Source organism: Corynebacterium sp. Marseille-P4321, from assembly GCF_903645305.1.
Taxonomy (GTDB): domain Bacteria; phylum Actinomycetota; class Actinomycetes; order Mycobacteriales; family Mycobacteriaceae; genus Corynebacterium.
The window spans coordinates 292,366-310,911 of the sequence record NZ_CAHJXO010000003.1 but is presented as its reverse complement, the minus strand read 5'-3'; the positions used below and the strand labels follow the sequence as shown (position 1 = coordinate 310,911).

The window sequence follows — 18,546 nt, the reverse complement described above, 5'->3', positions numbered from 1 at the left end:
ATTTCGTATCGTGTTTACGACACTGGAGGTGCCATGACTGTACAAAACGCAGACCGTGAAGCCATTCGTCACGGAAAAATCACTGAGAAGCCGCTGCGCGAGCGGCCGTCCTACCCCACGTGGGCTCTGAAGCTGACCATGGCCATCACTGGCCTCATCTTCGGTCTCTTCGTTCTGGGTCACATGGTGGGCAACCTGAAGATCTTCATGCCGCTCAAGGCCGATGGCACTGCGCCGATCGACGAGTACGGCGAGTTCCTGCGCACCATCGGTGAGCCGCTGTTCCCGCGCGAGGGTTTCCTGTGGATCCTGCGCATCATCCTGCTGGCCTGCCTGGTGCTGCACATCTACGGCGCGTTCGCGCTGAGGTCCCGCTCCTCTAAGTCGCGCGGCAAGTTCAAGCGCACGAACCTTATGGGCGGATGGCAGTCTACTGCTACCCGCGCGATGCTGGTCACCGGCATCATCCTGCTGCTGTTTATCGTTTTCCACCTGCTCGACCTCACCGTCGGCGAGGTTGTGGCGTCCGACGAGTTCGTCCACGGTGCGGTGCGCGACAACCTGCTCGCCACCTTTGCGCCGGGCCGCTGGTGGGTCACCTTGGTCTACGTGGTGGCGAACCTCGCGCTGCTGCTCCACCTCACTCACGGCGTTTACCTCGCAGTGAGCGACTTGGGCTGGCTGGGCAAGCGCGGCCAGGGCCTGATGGTTGTGCTGGCTTACATCCTTCCGTTCATTGTTGTCGCCGGTAACGTGATCATGCCGCTCGCTATCGCGTTCGGCTGGGTCCCGGATTTCGCTCGGTAACGGCTAACTAGGAGAAACACATATGACTACCTCTATTACCTCGAACCAGGGGCACGGCGAGGAGCAGCTCCACGCGCCCACCTCCCAGGGCCAGGCGCTTTCCGACGAGTTCCGTCAGCCTGAGTCCGTCGTCCCGGGCGTGACCCCAGGCGAGGTGCTGGAAAGCCACGAGCCGAACCGCGACGAAGTCCGCATGCGTGACATGTGGGAGTGGCAGAAGGACCACATGCAGCTGGTCTCCCCGCTGAACCGTCGTAAGTTCACCGTCATCGTGGTGGGCACCGGCCTGTCCGGCGGTGCTGCTGCGGCGGCGCTCGGCGAGCTGGGCTACAACGTCAAGTCCTTCACGTACCACGACGCTCCGCGTCGCGCGCACTCCATTGCTGCGCAGGGTGGCGTCAACTCCGCCCGCGGCAAGAAGGTGGACAACGACGGTGCGTACCGCCACACCAAGGACACCGTGAAGGGCGGCGACTACCGCTGCCGCGAGTCCGACTGCTGGCGTCTCGCCATCGAGTCCGTCCGCGTGATCGACCACATGAACGCGATCGGTGCTCCGTTCGCCCGCGAGTACGGCGGCACCCTGGCCACCCGTTCCTTCGGTGGTGTGCAGGTGTCCCGCACCTACTACACCCGTGGCCAAACAGGCCAGCAGCTGCAGCTGTCGACGGCTTCCGCACTGCAGCGCCAGATCCACCTTGGCAACGTGGAGATTTTCACGCACCACGACCTGATGGACCTGATCGTCACCGACAACGACGGCAAGAAGCACTGCAACGGCATTGTCACCCGTAACCTCATCACCGGCGAGATCGCCCCGTTCACGGGCCACGCTGTGGTGCTGGCTACCGGCGGTTACGGCAACGTGTACCACAAGACGACCTTGGCGAAGAACTCCAACTCTTCGGCCATGATGCGTGCGTACGAGCGCGGCGCCTACCTGGCGTCCCCGTGCTTCGTCCAGTTCCACCCGACGGGTCTTCCGGTGAACGCGAAGTGGCAGGCGAAGACGACGCTGATGTCGGAGTCGCTGCGTAACGACGGCCGTATTTGGACCCCGAAGGAAAAGGGCGACGACCGTAACCCGAACGAGATTCCGGACGAGGAGCGCGACTACTTCTTGGAGCGCCGCTACCCGGCGTTCGGCAACCTCGTGCCCCGCGACGTGGCGTCCCGTGCGATTTCCCAGCAGCTCAACGCCGGCTACGGCGTGGGCCCGCTGCACAACTCCGCGTACCTGGACTTCTCCGACGCGATCGAGCGCCTCGGTGAGGACACCATCCGCGAGCGTTACTCCAACCTGTTCGAGATGTACCAGGACTCCACGGGTGAGGACCCGTACAAGGAGCCGATGCGCATTGCCCCGACCGTTCACTTCACCATGGGCGGCCTGTGGACGGACTTCAACGAGATGACCTCCATCGACGGTCTGTTTGCCGCCGGCGAGTGCTCCTGGACCTACCACGGCGCGAACCGCCTGGGTGCGAACTCGCTGCTGTCGGCTTCTGTCGACGGCTGGTTCACTCTCCCGTTCACGGTGCCGAACTACCTCGCCGACCACCTCGGTGAGGAGGTGCTCCCGCCGGAGTCGGCGGAGGCACAGGACGCTGTGGCCCGCGCAACGGACCGCATCGAGCGTCTCATGGCCATCCAGGGTCCGGATCCGCACGGCCCGGAGTACTTCCACGAGCAGCTCGGCGACATCCTCTACGAGCACTGCGGCGTGGCCCGCACTGTGGAGGGCCTGAAGGAGGGCATCCGCAAGATCCGTGCTCTGCGCGAGGACTTCTACACCAACATTCACGTGCCGGGTTCGCCGAACGACATGAACCAGACGCTGGAGGCAGCGCTGCGTCTCATCGACTACATCAACCTCGGTGAGCTCATGTGCGTCGACGCCCTCGACCGTGACGAGTCTTGCGGTGCGCACTACCGTATGGACCACCTCACCGACGACGGCGAGGCTGAGCGTGACGACGAGAACTGGTGCTTCGTGTCGGCTTGGGAGCCGGCTGGCGAGGGCGAGTTCATCCGCCACGCAGAACCCCTGCACTTCGATTCGATCCCACTTCAGGCAAGGAACTACAAGTAAATGAAACTCACACTTGAAATCTGGCGTCAGGCCGGTCCGGATACTGAAGGTAGCTTCGAGACCGTCCAGGTCGACGACGCGGTGGAGCAGATGTCCATCCTGGAGCTGCTTGACCACGTGAACAACCGCTACGTGGAGGAGGGCAAGGAGCCGTTCACCTTCGCGTCGGACTGCCGCGAGGGCATCTGCGGCACCTGCGGACTTTCCGTGAACGGCCGCCCGCACGGCGCCGACCACAACATCACGGCCTGTCTGCAGCGCCTGTACAACTACAAGGACGGCGACACGCTGAAGATCGAGCCGTTCCGCTCCGGCGCGTTCCCGGTGATCAAGGACCTGGTGGTGGACCGCTCCGCGCTGGACCGCGTGATGCAGCAGGGCGGCTACGTCTCTGTCAACGCAGGTACCGCCCCGGACGCCGACACGATGCATGTGAACCACCACGACGCGGAGACCGCGCTGGACTACGCGGCCTGCATCGGCTGCGGCGCCTGTGTGGCGGCGTGCCCGAACGGTGCGGCCCACCTGTTCACCGGCGCGAAGCTGAAGCACCTCAAGCTGCTCCCGCTGGGTAAGCAGGAGCGCGCCCGCCGTGCCCGCAACATGGTGGACGAGCTGGAGACGAACTTCGGCCACTGCTCCCTGTTCGGCGAGTGCGCGGATGTCTGCCCGGCCGGCATCCCGCTGGACGCGGTCGGCGCGATCAACGCCGAGCGTGCCCGCGCCGCTTTCAAGGGCGGCGACGACTAAGGCTGGCGTATACTTACGTACCAGCATTACCTTTGACGAGCAGCCAGACTAGAAGGATTACAACATCATGGCTTCCCACCAGACAGCAGTTGCGGACATTCGCAGCGAGTCCTTCCCGGACTACGACGGGCGTATCGAGGACGGTCGTATTGAGAGCGCGTACATCGACGGTTACGACCCGGTGTCGCTCGGCGCGCCGCACTCCTCGCTCTCGCGCAATTCGACGTGGGTTGCGATGGGTTTGATCCTCGCGTCGCTGTTCGGCATCGGCATCGCCGTGTGGGGCGCGGGCGCGATGGCATTCGGCTTCGGCTCGCAGACCCACGGTCTGGCGCAGCGCCTCTTGGTGCTGGGCGTGATTGAGGCTGTTGTCACCTTGGTGGCTGGCTTCGTCCTCATCGCGATTGGCCGCAAGGACTACAAGGCGTACCGCAAGCGCACCGGTCGCCGGAACTAGCGCTCCGGAAACCCCCCTAAACACTCCCCGTTGAAAAAACGGGGAGTTTTTTGCGCTTTAATCAGGAGTATGAGTCATGCCCTGATGCCTTCACCGAGCAATGAGGCCGAACGCAGGAGAACGCTGCGCAACCACAAGATCTTTGTCACCAGCTTGTTGGTTGTGATGGCCGTGATCTTTCTGGGGTGTTCGTGGTGGCAGTCGCAGGGCACTGCGCCCGGTTGGGTGGGGTATGTCCGCGCGGCGGCGGAGGCCGGCATGGTCGGTGGTCTGGCGGACTGGTTCGCGGTCACTGCGCTGTTCAAGTACCCGATGGGTATCCCGATTCCGCACACGGCAATCATTCCGAACAAGAAGGACCAGGTCGCCGGCGCACTGAGTGAGTTTGTCAGTGAGAACTTCCTCAACGCGCGCACGATCACGGACAAGGTGATGCAGGCGCAGCTGCCTGAGAAGGTCGGCGCGTGGCTGTCGCGGCGTGAGAATGCCGAGCGGGTAAGCGAGGAGGCGGGCACGTTCGCGGTGCGGCTCGTCGAGGGCATCGATGCGCGCGAGGCGGAGAGCTTCATCCAGTCGCAGGTGGTGGACAGGTTCGCGGAGCCGATCTGGGGCCCGCCGTTGGGGCGCGCGCTCGAGGGGCTCATCGCGGACGGCAAGTTGGAGCCGGTGGTTGACGATGTGGTGTCGTGGGCGCGGCGCAAGGTCGACGGCATGGAGGGCAGCATTGTGCAGCTTATCGACGAGCGCATGCCGCGTTGGGCACCCCGCTTCGCCAAGGAACTCGTGGGCCAGCGGGTGTACGACGAGGTTTCGGATTTCGTCGCCGAGGTGGAGCGCCAACCGAACCATGAGGCGCGCCGCGCGATCCGGCGGCAGTTGAACCAGTTCGCCCAGGACTTGCAGTTTGACGGGGACATGATTTCTCGGGTGGAGTCGCTCAAGGGCGACGTGATGGGTTCTTCGGCGGTGCGGAGTGCTCCGGGGCAGCTCTGGGAGCAAATTTCCACGTCGGTGATTGCGGCGGCGTCGGATCCGGGGTCGGGGCTTCGTCGTAAAGCTGCCGATGCGTGCGTGGAATGGGGCCGCAAGCTTGTCGCCGACCCGGGGGTGCGCGAACAAGCCGAGCGGCGCCTGGAGAAGGCCGTGCACTACGCGGCCGACAACGGCGCGGACCAGATCGTGGGCATCATCGCGGAGACCATCGAGCGTTGGGACGGCGAGGAAGCCGCGGACAAGATCGAGCTGATGGTGGGCAAAGACCTGCAGTTCATCCGTCTTAACGGCACGGTCGTCGGTGCGCTCGCGGGCTTAGCTATTTACACTGTGTCCCAGATTCTTTTCTTCTAGCGAAAGGCAAACCGTCATGACCGATCAGGCGAACAACACCAACGACACTAACGGCACCAGCAACGGCGAGATTCGCGAGAACCTGCGCGAGGCTGGCGACGCGTTGCTGGCGGCCGGCTCCGCACTCGGCGCCGCGTTCAGCAAGGCCGTGGAGGGCCTGCCGGAGCGTTTCAAGAACGCCTCCGATTCCGCGCGTGAGACGCTGAACAACGCCTCCACCGAGGGTGAGGTGCGCACCATCGCCGCGAACTTCACCAACGAGGCGGAGAAGGCGTTCAACCAGCTGCGCGAGGGCGACCTGAAGCTCACCGAAGACGTTAAAGCGACGCTGCGCAGCAAGATGGAGGACATTCGCACCACCTTCAACGAGCGCATGGACAAGGCGGAGACCGAAGGCGAGGAGCAGGACGCGCTGCGCGACCTGCGTGAGCGTTTCGACGACCTCGTGGCGCGCATCCAGGCCCAGTTCTCGGACTCGGTGGAGGAGCGGGATATCATCGACGGGGAAATCGTCGACGGCGAGGAGAACCGGAAGTAACACATGGATGCCAGCACCCTCGAGCAAATAAACACCATCATGCGCATTCCCGGCCTTGTGAGCTGGGTGCTGCTCGCGGTGGTGGGTGTTGCGGGTATCGCCGGGGCGGTGTTCGCCGCCACGACGCGCCCGGATGCGTTCGAGGCCACTGGCCGCCAATCGAAGGCCGCGTGGACGGCGATTCTGGCTGTCTCCGCGGTGGCGTGCCTGCTGCGGCTGCCGTTCATCGCATGGTTCGGGGCGGTGGCGATCGGAATCTACTTCTTCGACGTGCGCCCGCAGATTAAGCGGGTCATTGACGACGCGTACGGCTGGTAGCCGTGGGCGGCATCCTGGGCGCCGGCGCGCACGGCTCCGTGGTGGAGCCCACGCGTGTCGCGGCTGCACGCAGCGGCCACGTGGTCGCAGTGGTGGGGTGGCCCACCGGCAGGCACGAAAGCGTGGTGAAGGCCGCGGAGGCGCGCCTTGCCGTGGAGCGGGGCGCAGGCGAGATTTGGCTCGCGCTCGACCCGGACGCCGATGAGAGCGCAATGCTTGCCGACGCCATCGCGGTGCACCAGGGTGTGTCCGTGCCTTTCGGCGTCATCTTCTGTGGGCCCGCATCCGTGGCGGCGGCCGAGCATAGCGGCGCTGACGTCCTCGCGGTACCCGACGGGGTAGAAGTTCCAGCCACCCGTTTAAGCGTGGCGGTGTTCGGGGGTGGCGCTAGCTTGCGCCCTGGAGTTGCCCGGGCATTTCCCGCTGCAGCTGCGCAAAGTTAACGTCCTCGCCCGCCATCGCGATGCGCAGGCCGCCGGGCACCACGGTGAAGTCGGCGATGCGCAGGCCCCCAGCGATCTCCTCGGCCACGCCCTGGGACATCGCCTCACTCAGCGCCTCGGTGACGCGGCTGGGCAGCTCGAAGCCGAACAGCTCGGTGCTGGCGGCTTCGAAGGCGAGCTCGCCGTCGGAGTTGAGCACGGGTCGCAGCTCCACGCCCGCCGCGCCCGCGGTGAAGGTGATAGTGAACGTGCCTTCGTTCGGGGTGGTGGACACGTCGGAGATGGTGATCACGTCGGACAGGAACCCGTCGCCAAGCTGCTGCTCCAACTGCTGGTTGAGCATGGCGCGGATGAACTCGTTCGGCAGCTCGGTGGTGACAAGCAGGGAGTCGGCGACGGGCTCGCCGTCAACGACGCGGATGTCGTCGAGCTGGACGGTGGTAGCTGGCTCGCCCGTGATTTCGTTGCCGTTTATCAAAAGCGTCGACGGCTGGTTGAGCGTCATGTGCGGGAACTTGCCGCGCAGCAGCCCGAAGGTGAGCGGGCTGTTGCCGAAGGAGACGTCCATGTTCGCCGCCGCCGGATCTTTGGTGACCTGGTTGGCGATGAACGTGCGCAGGCCCGCCTCCGCCACGATGAACAGCACCAACAGTGCCGCGAGGATGGAGATGACAACCTTCCAGGCAGTCTTCATGCCAGAATTCATGGGCCCTAGTTTATGGACGCGGGGCAACCGCCGCCCAATCGACGGTGACGGTGTTGTCGCGCAAGTGCGTGCGCTGGCGGGCCACCGGCCACTCGCGGGCCAGGTCGGCAAGGGCGACATCCCAACGCACCCGCGGGCCGTGGGGCGCCCAACCGGCGGCGCGCTCCCAGGCCTGATCTGCGGCGACGAAAAAATCGTGGATTTTTTCACCCGGCACGTTGCGGTGGATGAGCACCTTCGGCAGGCGCTCTGCGACGTCGCTCGGGTGGCGTACGTCCGCCGGGTCCCAGGACAGCGTGAGGCTTTGCGGGCCGGAGCCATCCAGGAGCACCCACGCGCAGCGGCGCCCCAGCTCGTCGCAGGTACCCTCGATGAACAGGCCGCCGGGGGCGAGACGCGAGCAGACCGTCTCCCACACCTCGGGCACCTGCGAGGCGTCGTACTGGCGCAGCACGTTAAACGCGCGCACGAGCTGCGGGGAGTAGCCGGCTAGCTCGAAACCGCCGAGCTCGAAGCGCACGCCGTCGCGAGGGGGCAGGACGCGCTGCGGGTCGATCTCCAGGCCCACTACTTCGGTGGCTGGGTTGATCTCGCGCAGCCATCGCGCCCACTCCACGGTGGTGGTGTGTGAGGCGCCGTAACCCACGTCCACGGCGAGCGGGTGACCGCCTTGAAACAGCGACTCGACCCGCGGGTGATAGCGGGTCCAGCGATCTGACCTGCGCAGACGGTTCACGCCGGTGGTGCCGCGGGTGATCACCCCGTACGGCTTGCCGGCGGCTTGGTCGGCGCGGAGGTTGTGGTAGTGGGGAATTAGAGGTTCTCGCTAATCCAGGCTTCGGTGAGCTTCGCTTCGTTCTCGCAGATCTCCTCGAGTGCCTCGGCCACCTTCGGCTCGAGCGCGGCGCCCATGAACGGGATGTCCACCTTCGCCTCAAGTTCGTAGGCCAGCTCGGTGCTCTCGCCCTTGCCGATCGCGGTGTACTCGCCGGCCATGTTCACCGGGGTGCCCTTCACGTCGCCGGTGAACGAGTGCTTCGCGGTGTCGCCCTCGAGCGCGCCGATGGTCACCACGCGCTTGAGCTTCAGGTCCTGCGAGACCATCGCCTGCGCGGCGGCGGGCAGGATGGACTTCGGCAGGATTTCAAACAGGGTGGCTTCGTTTCCGGAGAATTCGTTGAGCTCGCCCGGCTCGGGCGAAAGGTTCTTCGCCACGTGCTCCCAGTACTCGGACTTCGAGTAGGCCTCAGCCACCTTCTCAATGGGCTGGTTTACGGTCACGGTGATTTCACTACGTGCAGTCATGGCCATAAGACTACCGTGGTGGGCGTGTCTAACTCATCTTTCGCCCACCTGACCACGCTGCGCGTCGGCGGCACTCCGAAAGCTCTCGTGGAGTGCGCGTCGCCGGAGGCGGTTGCCGAAACCGTCGCCAAGCTTGACCGCGATGGCGAGCAGTTGCTTGTTGTCGGCGGCGGCTCCAACCTGCTTGTCGCGGAGGGGGAGTTGGATCTCACCGCCGTGCTCGTGCGCAATGAGGGCATTGAGCTTATCGACGACACCCTCCTGCGCATCCAAGCCGGAACCGTCTGGGACGACGTGGTCGCCTACGCCGTGGAGCGCGGTCTCGGCGGCATTGAGGCGCTGTCCGGCATCCCCGGCTCCGCGGGTGCGACCCCGGTGCAAAACGTCGGCGCGTACGGCGCGGAGATCGCCGACGTGCTCACGCGGGTGCGCCTGTGGAACCGGGAGACCGGCGTGGACGAGTGGGTGCCGGCCTCATCGCTCGAGCTCGCGTACCGCTACTCCAACCTGAAGTTCACCTCGCGGGCCGTGGTGCTGGAAATCGAGCTCGCGCTCGAGCGCACGGACGAGTCGATCCCGCTGCGCCACCTCGGCGGGCGCCGCGTGCCGCTGGTTGAGGCGCGCGAGTCGGTGTTGGGCACCCGCCGCGCGAAAGGCATGGTGCTCGACGCAGACGACCACGACACCTGGTCCGCCGGATCTTTCTTCACCAACCCGGTGGTGCCCACCCCGCTCGCCGACGAGATCGAGGCGAAAGTGGGCGAGGAGAAAATGCCCCGTTTTTTCGCCGGCGACGGAAACGAGAAGCTTTCCGCTGCTTGGCTCATCGAGCGCGCCGGGTTCCCCCGCGGTTATCCCGGTGACGGGCCAGCGACGTTGTCCACGAAGCACACGCTCGCGCTGACTAACCGCGGCCAGGCGGTGGCCGACGACATCGTGGCTTTGGCGCGCACGATCCAGGAGGGGGTGCGCGCCGAGTTCGGCGTTGACCTACACCCCGAGCCGGTGTGGGTGGGGCTGTAAGAAAAGCTAGCTACTTGAGGATGGCCAGCAGGTCGTCGCGTACTTCGCGGCGGCGGATCTTGCCCATCTGGTCGCGCGCGAGTTCCTCAAAGTGGTAGAAGGTGCGCGGGACTTTGTAGCGGGTGAGGTTTTCGCGGGCGTGTTCTTTGAGGCCCTCGGGGTCGAGCGCGGCGCCGTCGCGAAGCACCACGCATGCGACGACGTCTTCGGAGCCGTCGCTTCGGGGGCGGCCGACCACCGCGACGTCTTCGACGTCGGGGTGGCGACGCATGACGTCTTCCACCTCGGCGGGGTAGACGTTGAAGCCGCCGGTGATGATGAGCTCCTTGATGCGCGAGACCAGCTTGATAAAGCCGTCTTCCTCCATGATTCCCATGTCGCCGGTGCGGAACCAGCCGTCGTGGAAGACTTTCTCGGTCGCCTCCGGGTCGTTGAGGTAGCCGCCGAAGACCTGCGGGCCCTTGACCAGAATCTCGCCGGCTTCACCGAATGGCATGTCCTCGTCCAGGTTGTCGGGGTTGGCGATTCGCACCTGCGTATCCGGGAAGGGGATACCGATGTAGCCGGGGCGGCGGTCCGCGCTGCGGGGGTTGCCGATGACAATGGGGGAGGTCTCCGTCAGCCCGTAGCCCTCCACGAGGTGGCCGCCGGTGAGCGCCTCCCACTCCTCAATCACGTGCGCTGGCAGCGACGACGCGCCGGAGAAGCCGATCTGCACCTTGGACAGGTTGACGTTTTGCTCCCTCGCCGTTTTCACGATGCGCTCAAAGACGGTCGGCACGCCCGGCACGAAGGTCGGTGGGGTTTTCTTCAGCGCGTTCATCACCAGGTCCATCTTCGGCGCCGGCAGCAGCACGAGCTCGCTGCCCACCAAGACGGTGAGGGTGAGCGAGAACGTCAGGCCGTAGGCGTGGAAGAACGGCAGGGTGGCCAACATGCGCTGGCCCGGCTCCTGCAGTTCCTTGACCCACGCGCGACCCTGGGTGGGATTGGCGACCAGGTTGGTGTGGGTGAGCAGTGCGCCCTTCGGCGCGCCGGTGGTGCCGGAGGTATACAGGATCACTGCCGGGTCGTCCGGGGTGATCTCCGCGGGCGTTTCGATGTCGGCGCCCTCGCCGCCCACCGCGGAGCTGGTCAGCGCCTCCCACGGCACGGTGTTGGAAGCTTTGCTGGTCAGTGAGGCGCGCGCCTCGCGCAGCTTCGGAACCGGCATGCGCAGCGCGAATTGCTGCAACCTAGGCATCGCCTTGGTCATGTTCACGCTCACCACCGTTTCCAGCGGGGTGTCGGCGCGCAGCTGCTCGGCGACGTCGGCCGCCTTGTCCCACACGATGGCGATACGCGCGCCGTGGTCTTTGAACTGCGGGCGCAGCTCGTTGGCGGTGTAGAGCGGGTTGTGCTCCACCACCACGCCGCCGATCTTCTGCACGGCGAAAAACGCCGCGAGGTGCTGCGGACAGTTCGGCAGCATGATCGCCACGCGGTCGCCAGGGCGCACACCAAACGCCTTGAGGCCAGCGGCGGCCTTGCGTACCTCTTGGTCCAGCTCGGCGAAGGTTTGGGTCTTGCCGAAGAAGCGCGTGGCGGTCTTGTTCCCGTTGCGGGCGAGGTTGTCCTCGTACAGCTCGGACAGGGTGGTGGTGCCGTACTCCAGGGAGTGGGCGGTCCACTCGGGGTAGTACTTCAGCCAGGGTTTCGCTTCGTTCACGTCGAAAGGCATGTGCACCACCCTACGCGAACCTACGGTTGGGTAAGAAGGCTGACGAGGGTGTCGCGCACCTCGCGGCGGCGGATCTTGCCGGTCTGGTCGCGATTCAGCTCCTCGAAGTGGTAGAAGTCGCGCGGAACCTTGTACCTGGTCAGGCGTTCGCGCGCGTAATCTTTCAATGAGTCTGGGTCGAGCACGGCGCCGTCGATAAGCGTGATGCACGCAACGACATCCTCGGAGCCGTCCTTGCGCGGGCGGCCCACCACCGCGACATCCGTGATGTCCGGGTGCTCGCGCAACACGCCCTCCACCTCGTCCGGGTAGACGTTGAAGCCGCCGGTGATGATGACTTCCTTGATGCGCGCCACCAGACGGATGAACCCGTCCGGCTCCATCACCGCCATGTCGCCGGTGCGGAACCAGTCCTCGTAGAAGGCGCGCTCGTTGGCCTCCGGGTTGTTCAGGTAGCCGGTAAACACCTGGGGTCCGCGCGCAAGCAGCTCGCCCGGCTCGCCGTCCGGCACCGTCTCCGCCGGGTTATCCGGGTTCGCGATGCGGATCTCCGTGTTGGGGAACGGCAAGCCGATGTAGCCGGGGCGGCGGTTGCCGTCGAGCGGGTTGCCGGCGAGGATCGGCGCGGTCTCGGTCAGGCCGTAGCCTTCGATGAGGCGCCCGCCGGTCGCGGCCTCCCAACGCTCGATTGTGGAAGCCGGCAACGTCGCCGCGCCGGAGACCGACGAGTGGATCGAGGAAAGGTCCGCGCCCGTTTCCACGGCCCAATCAGTGATGCGCTCGTACAAGGTCGGCACGCCCGGAAGCACAGTGGGGCGCGTCTTTTTAATCGCGTCCTGGTACAGCTCGGGCTTCGGCGCCGGGACAAGCACCATCTGGCCCGGAGCGGAAAGGGCTAGCGCGTAGTTCAAGGTGAGGCCGTAGACGTGGAACAGCGGCAGTACCGCGAGCACCTTTTCCTCCACGGCGCCCCAGCGCTCCAACCACTCCAGGCCTCCCGCGAGCACCGCAATGATGTTGTGGTGCGTCAGCGGCGCGCCCTTGGGTGCCCCGGAGGTGCCGGAGGTGTACAGGATGAACGCGACGTCGTCCTGGGAAATGCTCGGGTTTTGCACCGTGCGGGTGCCGCGTGCCATGAACTCCCTCCACGGCAGGGTGTCCGGGGCGGGCGCGGTGAGCTCGGCGCGCTTTTTGGAAAGCGGCGGCACCGGAACGGAGAGCGTGGCGCGCAGGTGCCAGGGCATCTCCTCGATCATGTTCACCGAGACGACGGTTTCCAGCGCGGTGGTTTCTTGCAGGCGGGTAAAGGTGTCGGCGGAGCGGTCGAAAACGATCGCCACGCGCGCGCCGTGGTCTTTAAACTGCGGCTCGAGCTCGGCTGCGGTGTAGAGCGGGTTGTGCTCCACCACGGTGGCGCCCAGGCGCAGGATAGCGGTCACTGCGATCACGTGCTGCGGGCAGTTGGGCAGCGCGATAGCCACGCGGTCGCCTTTGCCCACGCCTAACGACGCCAACGCCGCAGCGCAGCGGCCAACTTTCTCGTTGAGTTCCGCGTAGGTGGTCTCGCGTCCCATGAACCAGGTGACGGCGCGCTTCGGCGCGGTGGTCACGGCCCGGTTGAACAGGCTGACCAGTGTGTCGCTGCCAAGCTCCGGGGTGGGGTTGGTCCATGCGGCGTACTGGTCTATCCATGCCTTGCGCTCAAACGCTGAGCTTCCAATCGCTCCCAATTACTTTCCTTTCGCTAACAAAACTTACTTGGACGACAATAACCTACGAAAGGGTAAGTTTGTGGCATGCGACTCGAAATTGTTTCAGGAGACATCACCAACCAGGCCGTTGACGCGGTGGTCAACGCCGCGAACTCATCGCTGCTCGGCGGCGGGGGAGTGGACGGCGCGATCCACCGCGCCGGCGGGCCCGAGATCCTCGCCGAGTGCAAGCGCCTCCGCGCCGAGCGCTACCCGGATGGCCTGCCTACCGGGGACGCGGTGGCCACCACCGCGGGAGAACTGCCCGCGCGCTGGGTCATCCATACCGTCGGTCCTGTCCACGGCCGCGGCACGCGCGACGAACTCGTGTCGTGCTACGTGCGCTGCATGGAGGTTGCGGGCGAGCTCGGCGCGCGCACGGTGGCGTTCCCTCTGGTCAGTTCCGGCGTGTACGGCTGGCCGCTCGACGACGCTGCCGCGTGCGCCATCGAAGGCGTTCGCGCCGCCAATGTGGAGGTCGAGGAGGTCCGCTTCGTCGCGTTCTCCCCCGAGGTGGAGCGGGCGCTCAACGAGGCGTTGGAAGAGCGCTAGAAAAAAGGCCGTTTTTTACGCAGGCGTTATGCTGCGGGTTTTCAACCGGTGCCCTACACTTAAGCCCCACACGAAAAAACGGGGGATTTTTTTGGGGGGATACCTGTGACCACGTTCCACGACGGAGCCGTTTATCCGGAGCTCGACCTCGCGCCACCTGCGGTGCTCGACCACTCCAACCTGCTCGACCCGGTGAAATCACCGCCGAAGCAGGGTTGGCGCAAGCTCGTCCACTCCGCCACGCGCGGGCGCGTCAACCCGGGTGGGTCGAAAAAGGAGCTCGAGGAGCAGATGCTTATCGACGCCATCCGGGCACCCCTTCGCGGCGACTACCGCATCGCCGTGATGAGCCTGAAAGGCGGCGTGGGGAAGACAACCACCACCGTCGCCTTGGGCGGCGTGTTCGCGGCGACGCGCGGGGACCGCGTGATTGCCATCGACGCGAACCCGGATCTGGGCACGCTCGCGCAGCGCTCCGCCGCGGCGGCCCCGGCCACCATCCGCGACCTGCTGCTCGCGCCGGACACATCGCGGTACCCGCAGGTGCGCGCCTACACCAACCAGGCCGCCTCGCGCCTGGAGGTCATCGGCTCGGAGCGCGACCCGGCAGTCTCGGAGGCGTTCTCGGAGTACGACTACCGGCGCGCCATCGACATCCTGCAGCACCACTACAACGTCATCCTCACCGACTGCGGCACGGGCCTGATGCACTCCGCCATGGCAGGTGTGCTCGACTTGGCGAACACACTCATCCTTGTCACCTCGCCTGCGCTCGACGGGGCGCAGTCCGCGGCGGCGACGCTGGACTGGCTCAACCTGCACGGCTACGACCAGCTCGCCGCAAACGCCGTGGTGGTGGTCTCATCGTCCGCGCCGGGCAAACCCACGATCGACATGCAGAAGGTCACAGAGCACTTCGCGCAGCGCACCCGCGCGGTGCACACCATCCCGTACGACAGGCACCTTGCCGAAGGGTCCGTGGTGGACCTAGAGCGCATGGCGCCCGCCACCAAGCACGCGTACCGGCTGCTCGCCGCCACCGTCGCCGCGGACTTCGGCTCCTGGCACCGCCACGCGGCCTGCTAGCGACAGCAAATGCCCGCCAAGAGATGCCCGTCAGCCGAGTAACCCGGCTGTTCCCGGGCTGGCTACTCGGTTGACGGGCATCTCTTGGCGGGCATCTGGGATGTGACGCGGAAACACAGCGGGAAGGAGCGCCTGAATCGCCTAGATAATCTTGCGTTCCCGCGCCACGTCCACCGCCGCGGTGCGGTTGTCCACGCCGAGCTTGTTGTAGATGTGGATGAGGTGCGTTTTCACCGTCGCCTGGGAAATGAACAGCGTCTCCGCGATCTGGCGGTTCGACGCGCCGGTCTGCAGCGCCTGCAGCAGCTCAATCTCGCGGGCGGACAGCGCCTCCTCCGGCTTCACCACGCGCTCCGCCAGCACGTTCGCCACCTGCGGCGAGAGCACGCGCTCGCGGCGGGCGGCGCGCAGCACAGCGTCGTGCAGCTCATCCTCCGGGGCGTCTTTGAGCAGGTAGCCCATCGCGCCGGCCTCCACCGCTGCAACCACGTCGGCCTGCGTGTCGTAGGTGGTGAGGATCAGCACCGGCGGCCCTCCCGCGGCCACCAGGCGCTTCGTCAGTTCGATGCCGTCCGCGCCGGGCATCTGGATGTCGCTGACCACCACGTCCACCCCGTCCGGCACGTCCGCGAGCCCGTCGCCTGCGGTAGCCACGACCTCGATGTCGCCGAAGGAGTTGAGTACGGCGGTGAGGCCGGCGCGGACGACCGGATGGTCGTCGATAAGCATGACGCTCAGCATGTCGAAGTTCCCTTCTATTGGCGCGGCAGGGGCAGCGTCGCGGCGAGCACGTTGCCCTCCACCGACAGCTCGCCGCCGGCTTCCTCCACGCGCGCCCGCAGCCCTTTGAGCCCGTAGCCTTCCGGGCCGGTGATGCCGCGCCCATTGTCGTAGATGTCTACGGTGGCTTGGGCACCTAGCTTATCGACGGTTACCACTGCCAACGTCGCCCCCGCATGGCGCACGACGTTCGAAAGCGCTTCGCGCACTACGCGCTCCGCGACAGATGCCGTGGGTTCAGGCAGGTCAACCGCCTGCACGCGGACCTCGAGCGGGTCGCCGAGGGCGCGCTGCCTGGCTTCCGCCGAGCGGGCGAGCCGCTCCACCCGGGCCGGCAGCGGCTCCTGCGAGGCGTTACCGGCCACGAAGCGGCGCGCCTCCGCGAGGTTGTCGGCGGCTGTCTCCCGGATCGTGCTCAGCGTGTCGCGGGCGGGGGCGGCGGCGTCGAGACCCGCGAGCTGCTTGTCCAGCGCGCGGCCCAGCAACACGATCGAGCTCAAACCCTGCGCCATAGTGTCGTGCACCTCGCGCGACAACCGGGCGCGCTCCTGCGCCGCGCCCGCGGAGTGCTCCGCCGCCGCGAGCTCCATCTGCGCCGCCTCCAGGTCCGCCGCGAGTTGACGGTAGTACTCCGCCTCCGCGCGAAGCGCCTGGTGGGCGTGCACGACGCCGACCGCCAGCACCGTGCCAATCACCGGACCGATCAACCCGCCGGGCCCGCTCTGCGGCACTGTCACCGTAAGTGTGTAGGCAAGCAAGCCCGCGGTCACCGCAATGCCCCACCACGCAGGCAGGACGAAACAGGCGATCATCACCAGCGGGAACTCCAGCCAGACGAACTCGCTCGACATTGCCGCCATCGCAACCCACAGCAGGATCACCGCCACCAACCACAGCGCGGCTTGCCCCGTCGTGTGTTTGTTCCCCCGGTGGTGCCGCACCGTACCGAAGAGGTACACCCCGGCGAACGCAGCCGCCACCACGAGCACCTGCCACGAGCGCGCCGAAGACAGCCCAACCACCAAAAGCACCGCCACGAGCACGTGCACGCTCACGCGTAAGGTGGTCAGGATGCGGTTTGAAATCATGAGGGCCACACTAGATCAACCGATCGGTTGACTCGCATTTCAACCACCCGCCCGATGTGGAACATGCCAGGTCACGGCCACAATGAGTGCCATGTTCGTAGGAATCAGGGAAATCAGGAAAGCGAAAGGGCGCTTCGGTCTCATCGTGGGTACCGTCGCGCTGATCACGTTGCTCGTGGTTGTGCTCACCGGACTGACCTCGGGCCTGGGCAAGCAGAACACCTCCGCGCTCGAGGCGCTCGACCCGGCATCCGTGGTGTTCGAGGACAACGAGGACCCGTCGTTCACTACCTCGCGCGTCGAGGCAACCGGCGCCGGCGTGCCGCTGGGCACGGGCCAGACGCTCATGCAGATCGCCGACGGCGACGAGGAATCCGTCGCGGTGCTCGCCCTGCCGAAGGGCACCGAGCTTCCTGGCGGTGAGGTGCTCGGTGACGGCGCGGTGGCGTCGTCAAGCCTTGCCCTGAACGAGGGTGACACTGTGCGCCTCGGCGGCACGGAGGCAAGCATCGACGCGATTGCCGACGACTTGCAGTTCTCCCACACCCCGGTCGTGTGGGTGCCCACCGAGACCTGGCAGCAGACCTTCCACACCGACGCCGACGGCACGGTGCTGCTTTCCGACGCTGAGCCTTCCGTAAGCGGAGGCGTGGCACTCAAGGATTCGTTCCGAGGCTTGGCCGCCTACTCCTCTGAGCAGGGCTCGCTGAAAATGATCCAGGGCTTCCTCTACGCCATCGCCGCGCTGGTGATCGTCGCGTTCCTCACCGTCTGGACGATGCAGCGCACCCGCGACCTGGCCATCCTGAAGGCCATCGGCGCGTCAAACAAATACCTGCTCAAGGACGCGCTCGGCCAGTCCGCGATTCTGCTGCTCATCGGCACGCTCATCGGCGGTCTCGCAGCCCTCGGCGTCGGCCTGGGCATGGCCGGTGTCGCCCCGTTCACCCTGTCCGCGGGCGTGATCGCGCTGCCGCCGCTGCTCGTGTGGGTGCTCGGTATGGTCGGCGCCCTCGTTGCCACCCGCTCCATTTCCAAGGTCAACCCGCAAAGCGCACTCGGAGGTGTCGCATAATGACTGCATCCAACACCACGTCCAGCACCACGTCCAACACCACGTCCAACACTGCATCCAAGCTCGAACTGAAAAACGTCACCGTTTCGTTCCAGGACGGCGAAGAGCGCCACACGGTACTGAACAACCTGAACTTCACCGCCGAGCCCGGGCAGCTGACCTTCATCGTGGGCGAGTCCGGCTCTGGTAAGTCCACGCTGCTCTCCGTCGCCGCCGGCCTGATCACGCCGGATTCCGGCACCGCCACCCTGGGCGGCCGCGAGGTCAATGACGCGGTGCGCCGCGACCACATGGGCATGATCTTCCAGCAGGCCAACCTCATCTCCGCGCTGAACGTGCGTGACCAGCTGCTGGTCACCGACCACATTCGCGGGCTTCGTCCGCGACGGGAACGCGCGGACGAGTTGCTCGCCGCTGTGGGGCTGGAGGGCCTCGGCGACCGCGACATGCAGGCGCTTTCGGGCGGCCAGCGCCAGCGTGTGGGCATCGCCCGGGCGCTGATGGGCTCCCCGGAGCTTTTGCTTGCCGACGAGCCCACCGCCTCCCTAGACCACGAACGCTCCGAGGAGATCGTGCAGCTGCTGCGCCACCTGGTGGAAACCCGCGGAATCGCCTGCGGCTTTGTCACCCACGACCAGTCCATGATCACTAGCTCCGATGCGGTGTTCAGGGTCGGCCAGCAGCAGCCTGCGCACGCAATGGCGTAGC

General features: G+C 66.0%; 20 protein-coding genes. 13 read left to right on the top strand and 7 right to left on the bottom strand.

Features of this window, described 5'->3' with window-relative positions:
* Window positions 1-33 precede the first annotated feature (33 nt).
* The 8 genes from HWX32_RS09900 to HWX32_RS09865 all read left to right on the top strand — a co-directional run bounded on the left by HWX32_RS09900 (window position 34) and on the right by HWX32_RS09865 (window position 6,752).
* Window positions 34-807 carry a succinate dehydrogenase cytochrome b subunit gene (locus HWX32_RS09900; protein WP_075469120.1) on the top strand — a complete coding sequence of 258 codons (774 nt, stop codon included), beginning with the start codon at window positions 34-36 and terminating at the stop codon, window positions 805-807.
* 22 nt (window positions 808-829) lie between these two features.
* Window positions 830-2,899 (top strand): fumarate reductase/succinate dehydrogenase flavoprotein subunit, encoded by a 2,070-nt coding sequence (locus tag HWX32_RS09895; protein ID WP_175935717.1) that lies wholly within the window; start codon window positions 830-832, stop codon window positions 2,897-2,899.
* Window positions 2,900-3,649: a succinate dehydrogenase/fumarate reductase iron-sulfur subunit gene (locus HWX32_RS09890; RefSeq protein WP_075469122.1), complete on the top strand. Its 750-nt coding sequence runs from the start codon at window positions 2,900-2,902 to the stop codon at window positions 3,647-3,649. It begins immediately after the preceding gene.
* A gap of 67 nt (window positions 3,650-3,716) precedes the next feature.
* Complete coding sequence (locus HWX32_RS09885) at window positions 3,717-4,106, top strand: hypothetical protein (protein WP_075469123.1); 390 nt, start codon at window positions 3,717-3,719, stop codon at window positions 4,104-4,106.
* A gap of 69 nt (window positions 4,107-4,175) precedes the next feature.
* Window positions 4,176-5,453, top strand: a complete 1,278-nt coding sequence (locus HWX32_RS09880) for a DUF445 domain-containing protein (RefSeq protein WP_175935716.1) — start codon at window positions 4,176-4,178, stop codon at window positions 5,451-5,453.
* A 16-nt stretch (window positions 5,454-5,469) separates the two neighbouring features.
* A complete protein-coding gene (locus tag HWX32_RS09875; RefSeq protein ID WP_175935715.1) occupies window positions 5,470-5,991 on the top strand; it encodes a CGLAU_01105 family protein in 522 nt (173 codons plus the stop codon).
* Window positions 5,992-5,994: 3 nt separating this feature from the next.
* Window positions 5,995-6,309 carry a DUF2516 family protein gene (locus HWX32_RS09870; RefSeq protein WP_075469610.1) on the top strand — a complete coding sequence of 105 codons (315 nt, stop codon included), beginning with the start codon at window positions 5,995-5,997 and terminating at the stop codon, window positions 6,307-6,309.
* Window positions 6,310-6,311: 2 nt separating this feature from the next.
* A complete protein-coding gene (locus HWX32_RS09865) occupies window positions 6,312-6,752 on the top strand; it encodes a hypothetical protein (RefSeq protein WP_175935714.1) in 441 nt (146 codons plus the stop codon).
* Here the strand turns inward: HWX32_RS09865 and HWX32_RS09860 are convergent.
* Genes HWX32_RS09860 through HWX32_RS09850 form a run of 3 tightly spaced genes read right to left on the bottom strand, consistent with a single transcriptional unit; the run spans window position 6,697 to window position 8,763 of the window.
* A complete protein-coding gene (locus HWX32_RS09860; protein ID WP_175935713.1) occupies window positions 6,697-7,458 on the bottom strand; it encodes an LmeA family phospholipid-binding protein in 762 nt (253 codons plus the stop codon). The two genes, HWX32_RS09865 and HWX32_RS09860, sit on opposite strands and share 56 nt — an antisense overlap.
* Window positions 7,459-7,468: 10 nt before the next feature.
* On the bottom strand, window positions 7,469-8,218 hold the full coding sequence (locus HWX32_RS09855; protein ID WP_254868398.1) for a class I SAM-dependent methyltransferase: 750 nt from the start codon (window positions 8,216-8,218) through the stop codon (window positions 7,469-7,471).
* Between the two features lie 53 nt (window positions 8,219-8,271).
* Window positions 8,272-8,763 carry a DUF2505 domain-containing protein gene (locus HWX32_RS09850; protein ID WP_175935712.1) on the bottom strand — a complete coding sequence of 164 codons (492 nt, stop codon included), beginning with the start codon at window positions 8,761-8,763 and terminating at the stop codon, window positions 8,272-8,274.
* A gap of 18 nt (window positions 8,764-8,781) precedes the next feature.
* Between HWX32_RS09850 and HWX32_RS09845 the strand changes: the two genes are divergently transcribed.
* A complete protein-coding gene (locus tag HWX32_RS09845; protein ID WP_303049150.1) occupies window positions 8,782-9,786 on the top strand; it encodes a UDP-N-acetylmuramate dehydrogenase in 1,005 nt (334 codons plus the stop codon).
* Between the two features lie 10 nt (window positions 9,787-9,796).
* Here HWX32_RS09845 and HWX32_RS09840 read toward each other — a convergent pair whose 3' ends face one another.
* Entirely contained in the window at window positions 9,797-11,506 is a 1,710-nt protein-coding gene (locus HWX32_RS09840; protein WP_175935711.1) for a long-chain-fatty-acid--CoA ligase, read from the bottom strand.
* Window positions 11,507-11,526: 20 nt separating this feature from the next.
* On the bottom strand, window positions 11,527-13,236 hold the full coding sequence (locus HWX32_RS09835; protein ID WP_254868396.1) for a long-chain-fatty-acid--CoA ligase: 1,710 nt from the start codon (window positions 13,234-13,236) through the stop codon (window positions 11,527-11,529).
* A 66-nt stretch (window positions 13,237-13,302) separates the two neighbouring features.
* Between HWX32_RS09835 and HWX32_RS09830 the strand changes: the two genes are divergently transcribed.
* Both HWX32_RS09830 and HWX32_RS09825 read left to right on the top strand, forming a co-directional pair.
* Window positions 13,303-13,809 carry an O-acetyl-ADP-ribose deacetylase gene (locus HWX32_RS09830; protein WP_175935710.1) on the top strand — a complete coding sequence of 169 codons (507 nt, stop codon included), beginning with the start codon at window positions 13,303-13,305 and terminating at the stop codon, window positions 13,807-13,809.
* Between the two features lie 105 nt (window positions 13,810-13,914).
* Complete coding sequence (locus tag HWX32_RS09825) at window positions 13,915-14,895, top strand: MinD/ParA family protein (protein WP_075469616.1); 981 nt, start codon at window positions 13,915-13,917, stop codon at window positions 14,893-14,895.
* Between the two features lie 141 nt (window positions 14,896-15,036).
* On the opposite strand, the gene HWX32_RS09820 is transcribed toward HWX32_RS09825, so the two are convergent.
* Together HWX32_RS09820 and HWX32_RS09815 are read right to left on the bottom strand one after the other, a co-directional pair.
* Window positions 15,037-15,636, bottom strand: coding sequence for a response regulator transcription factor (locus tag HWX32_RS09820; protein ID WP_175935709.1), 600 nt, complete (start codon window positions 15,634-15,636; stop codon window positions 15,037-15,039).
* Between the two features lie 14 nt (window positions 15,637-15,650).
* Complete coding sequence (locus tag HWX32_RS09815; RefSeq protein ID WP_175935708.1) at window positions 15,651-16,763, bottom strand: sensor histidine kinase; 1,113 nt, start codon at window positions 16,761-16,763, stop codon at window positions 15,651-15,653.
* A gap of 91 nt (window positions 16,764-16,854) precedes the next feature.
* Here HWX32_RS09815 and HWX32_RS09810 point away from each other — a divergent pair, with 91 nt between their 5' ends.
* Window positions 16,855-17,838, top strand: coding sequence for an ABC transporter permease (locus tag HWX32_RS09810; RefSeq protein WP_175935707.1), 984 nt, complete (start codon window positions 16,855-16,857; stop codon window positions 17,836-17,838).
* Window positions 17,838-18,545 (top strand): ABC transporter ATP-binding protein, encoded by a 708-nt coding sequence (locus HWX32_RS09805; protein ID WP_175935706.1) that lies wholly within the window; start codon window positions 17,838-17,840, stop codon window positions 18,543-18,545. Before HWX32_RS09810 ends, HWX32_RS09805 begins: the two co-directional genes overlap by 1 nt.
* Window position 18,546: the final 1 nt, after the last annotated feature.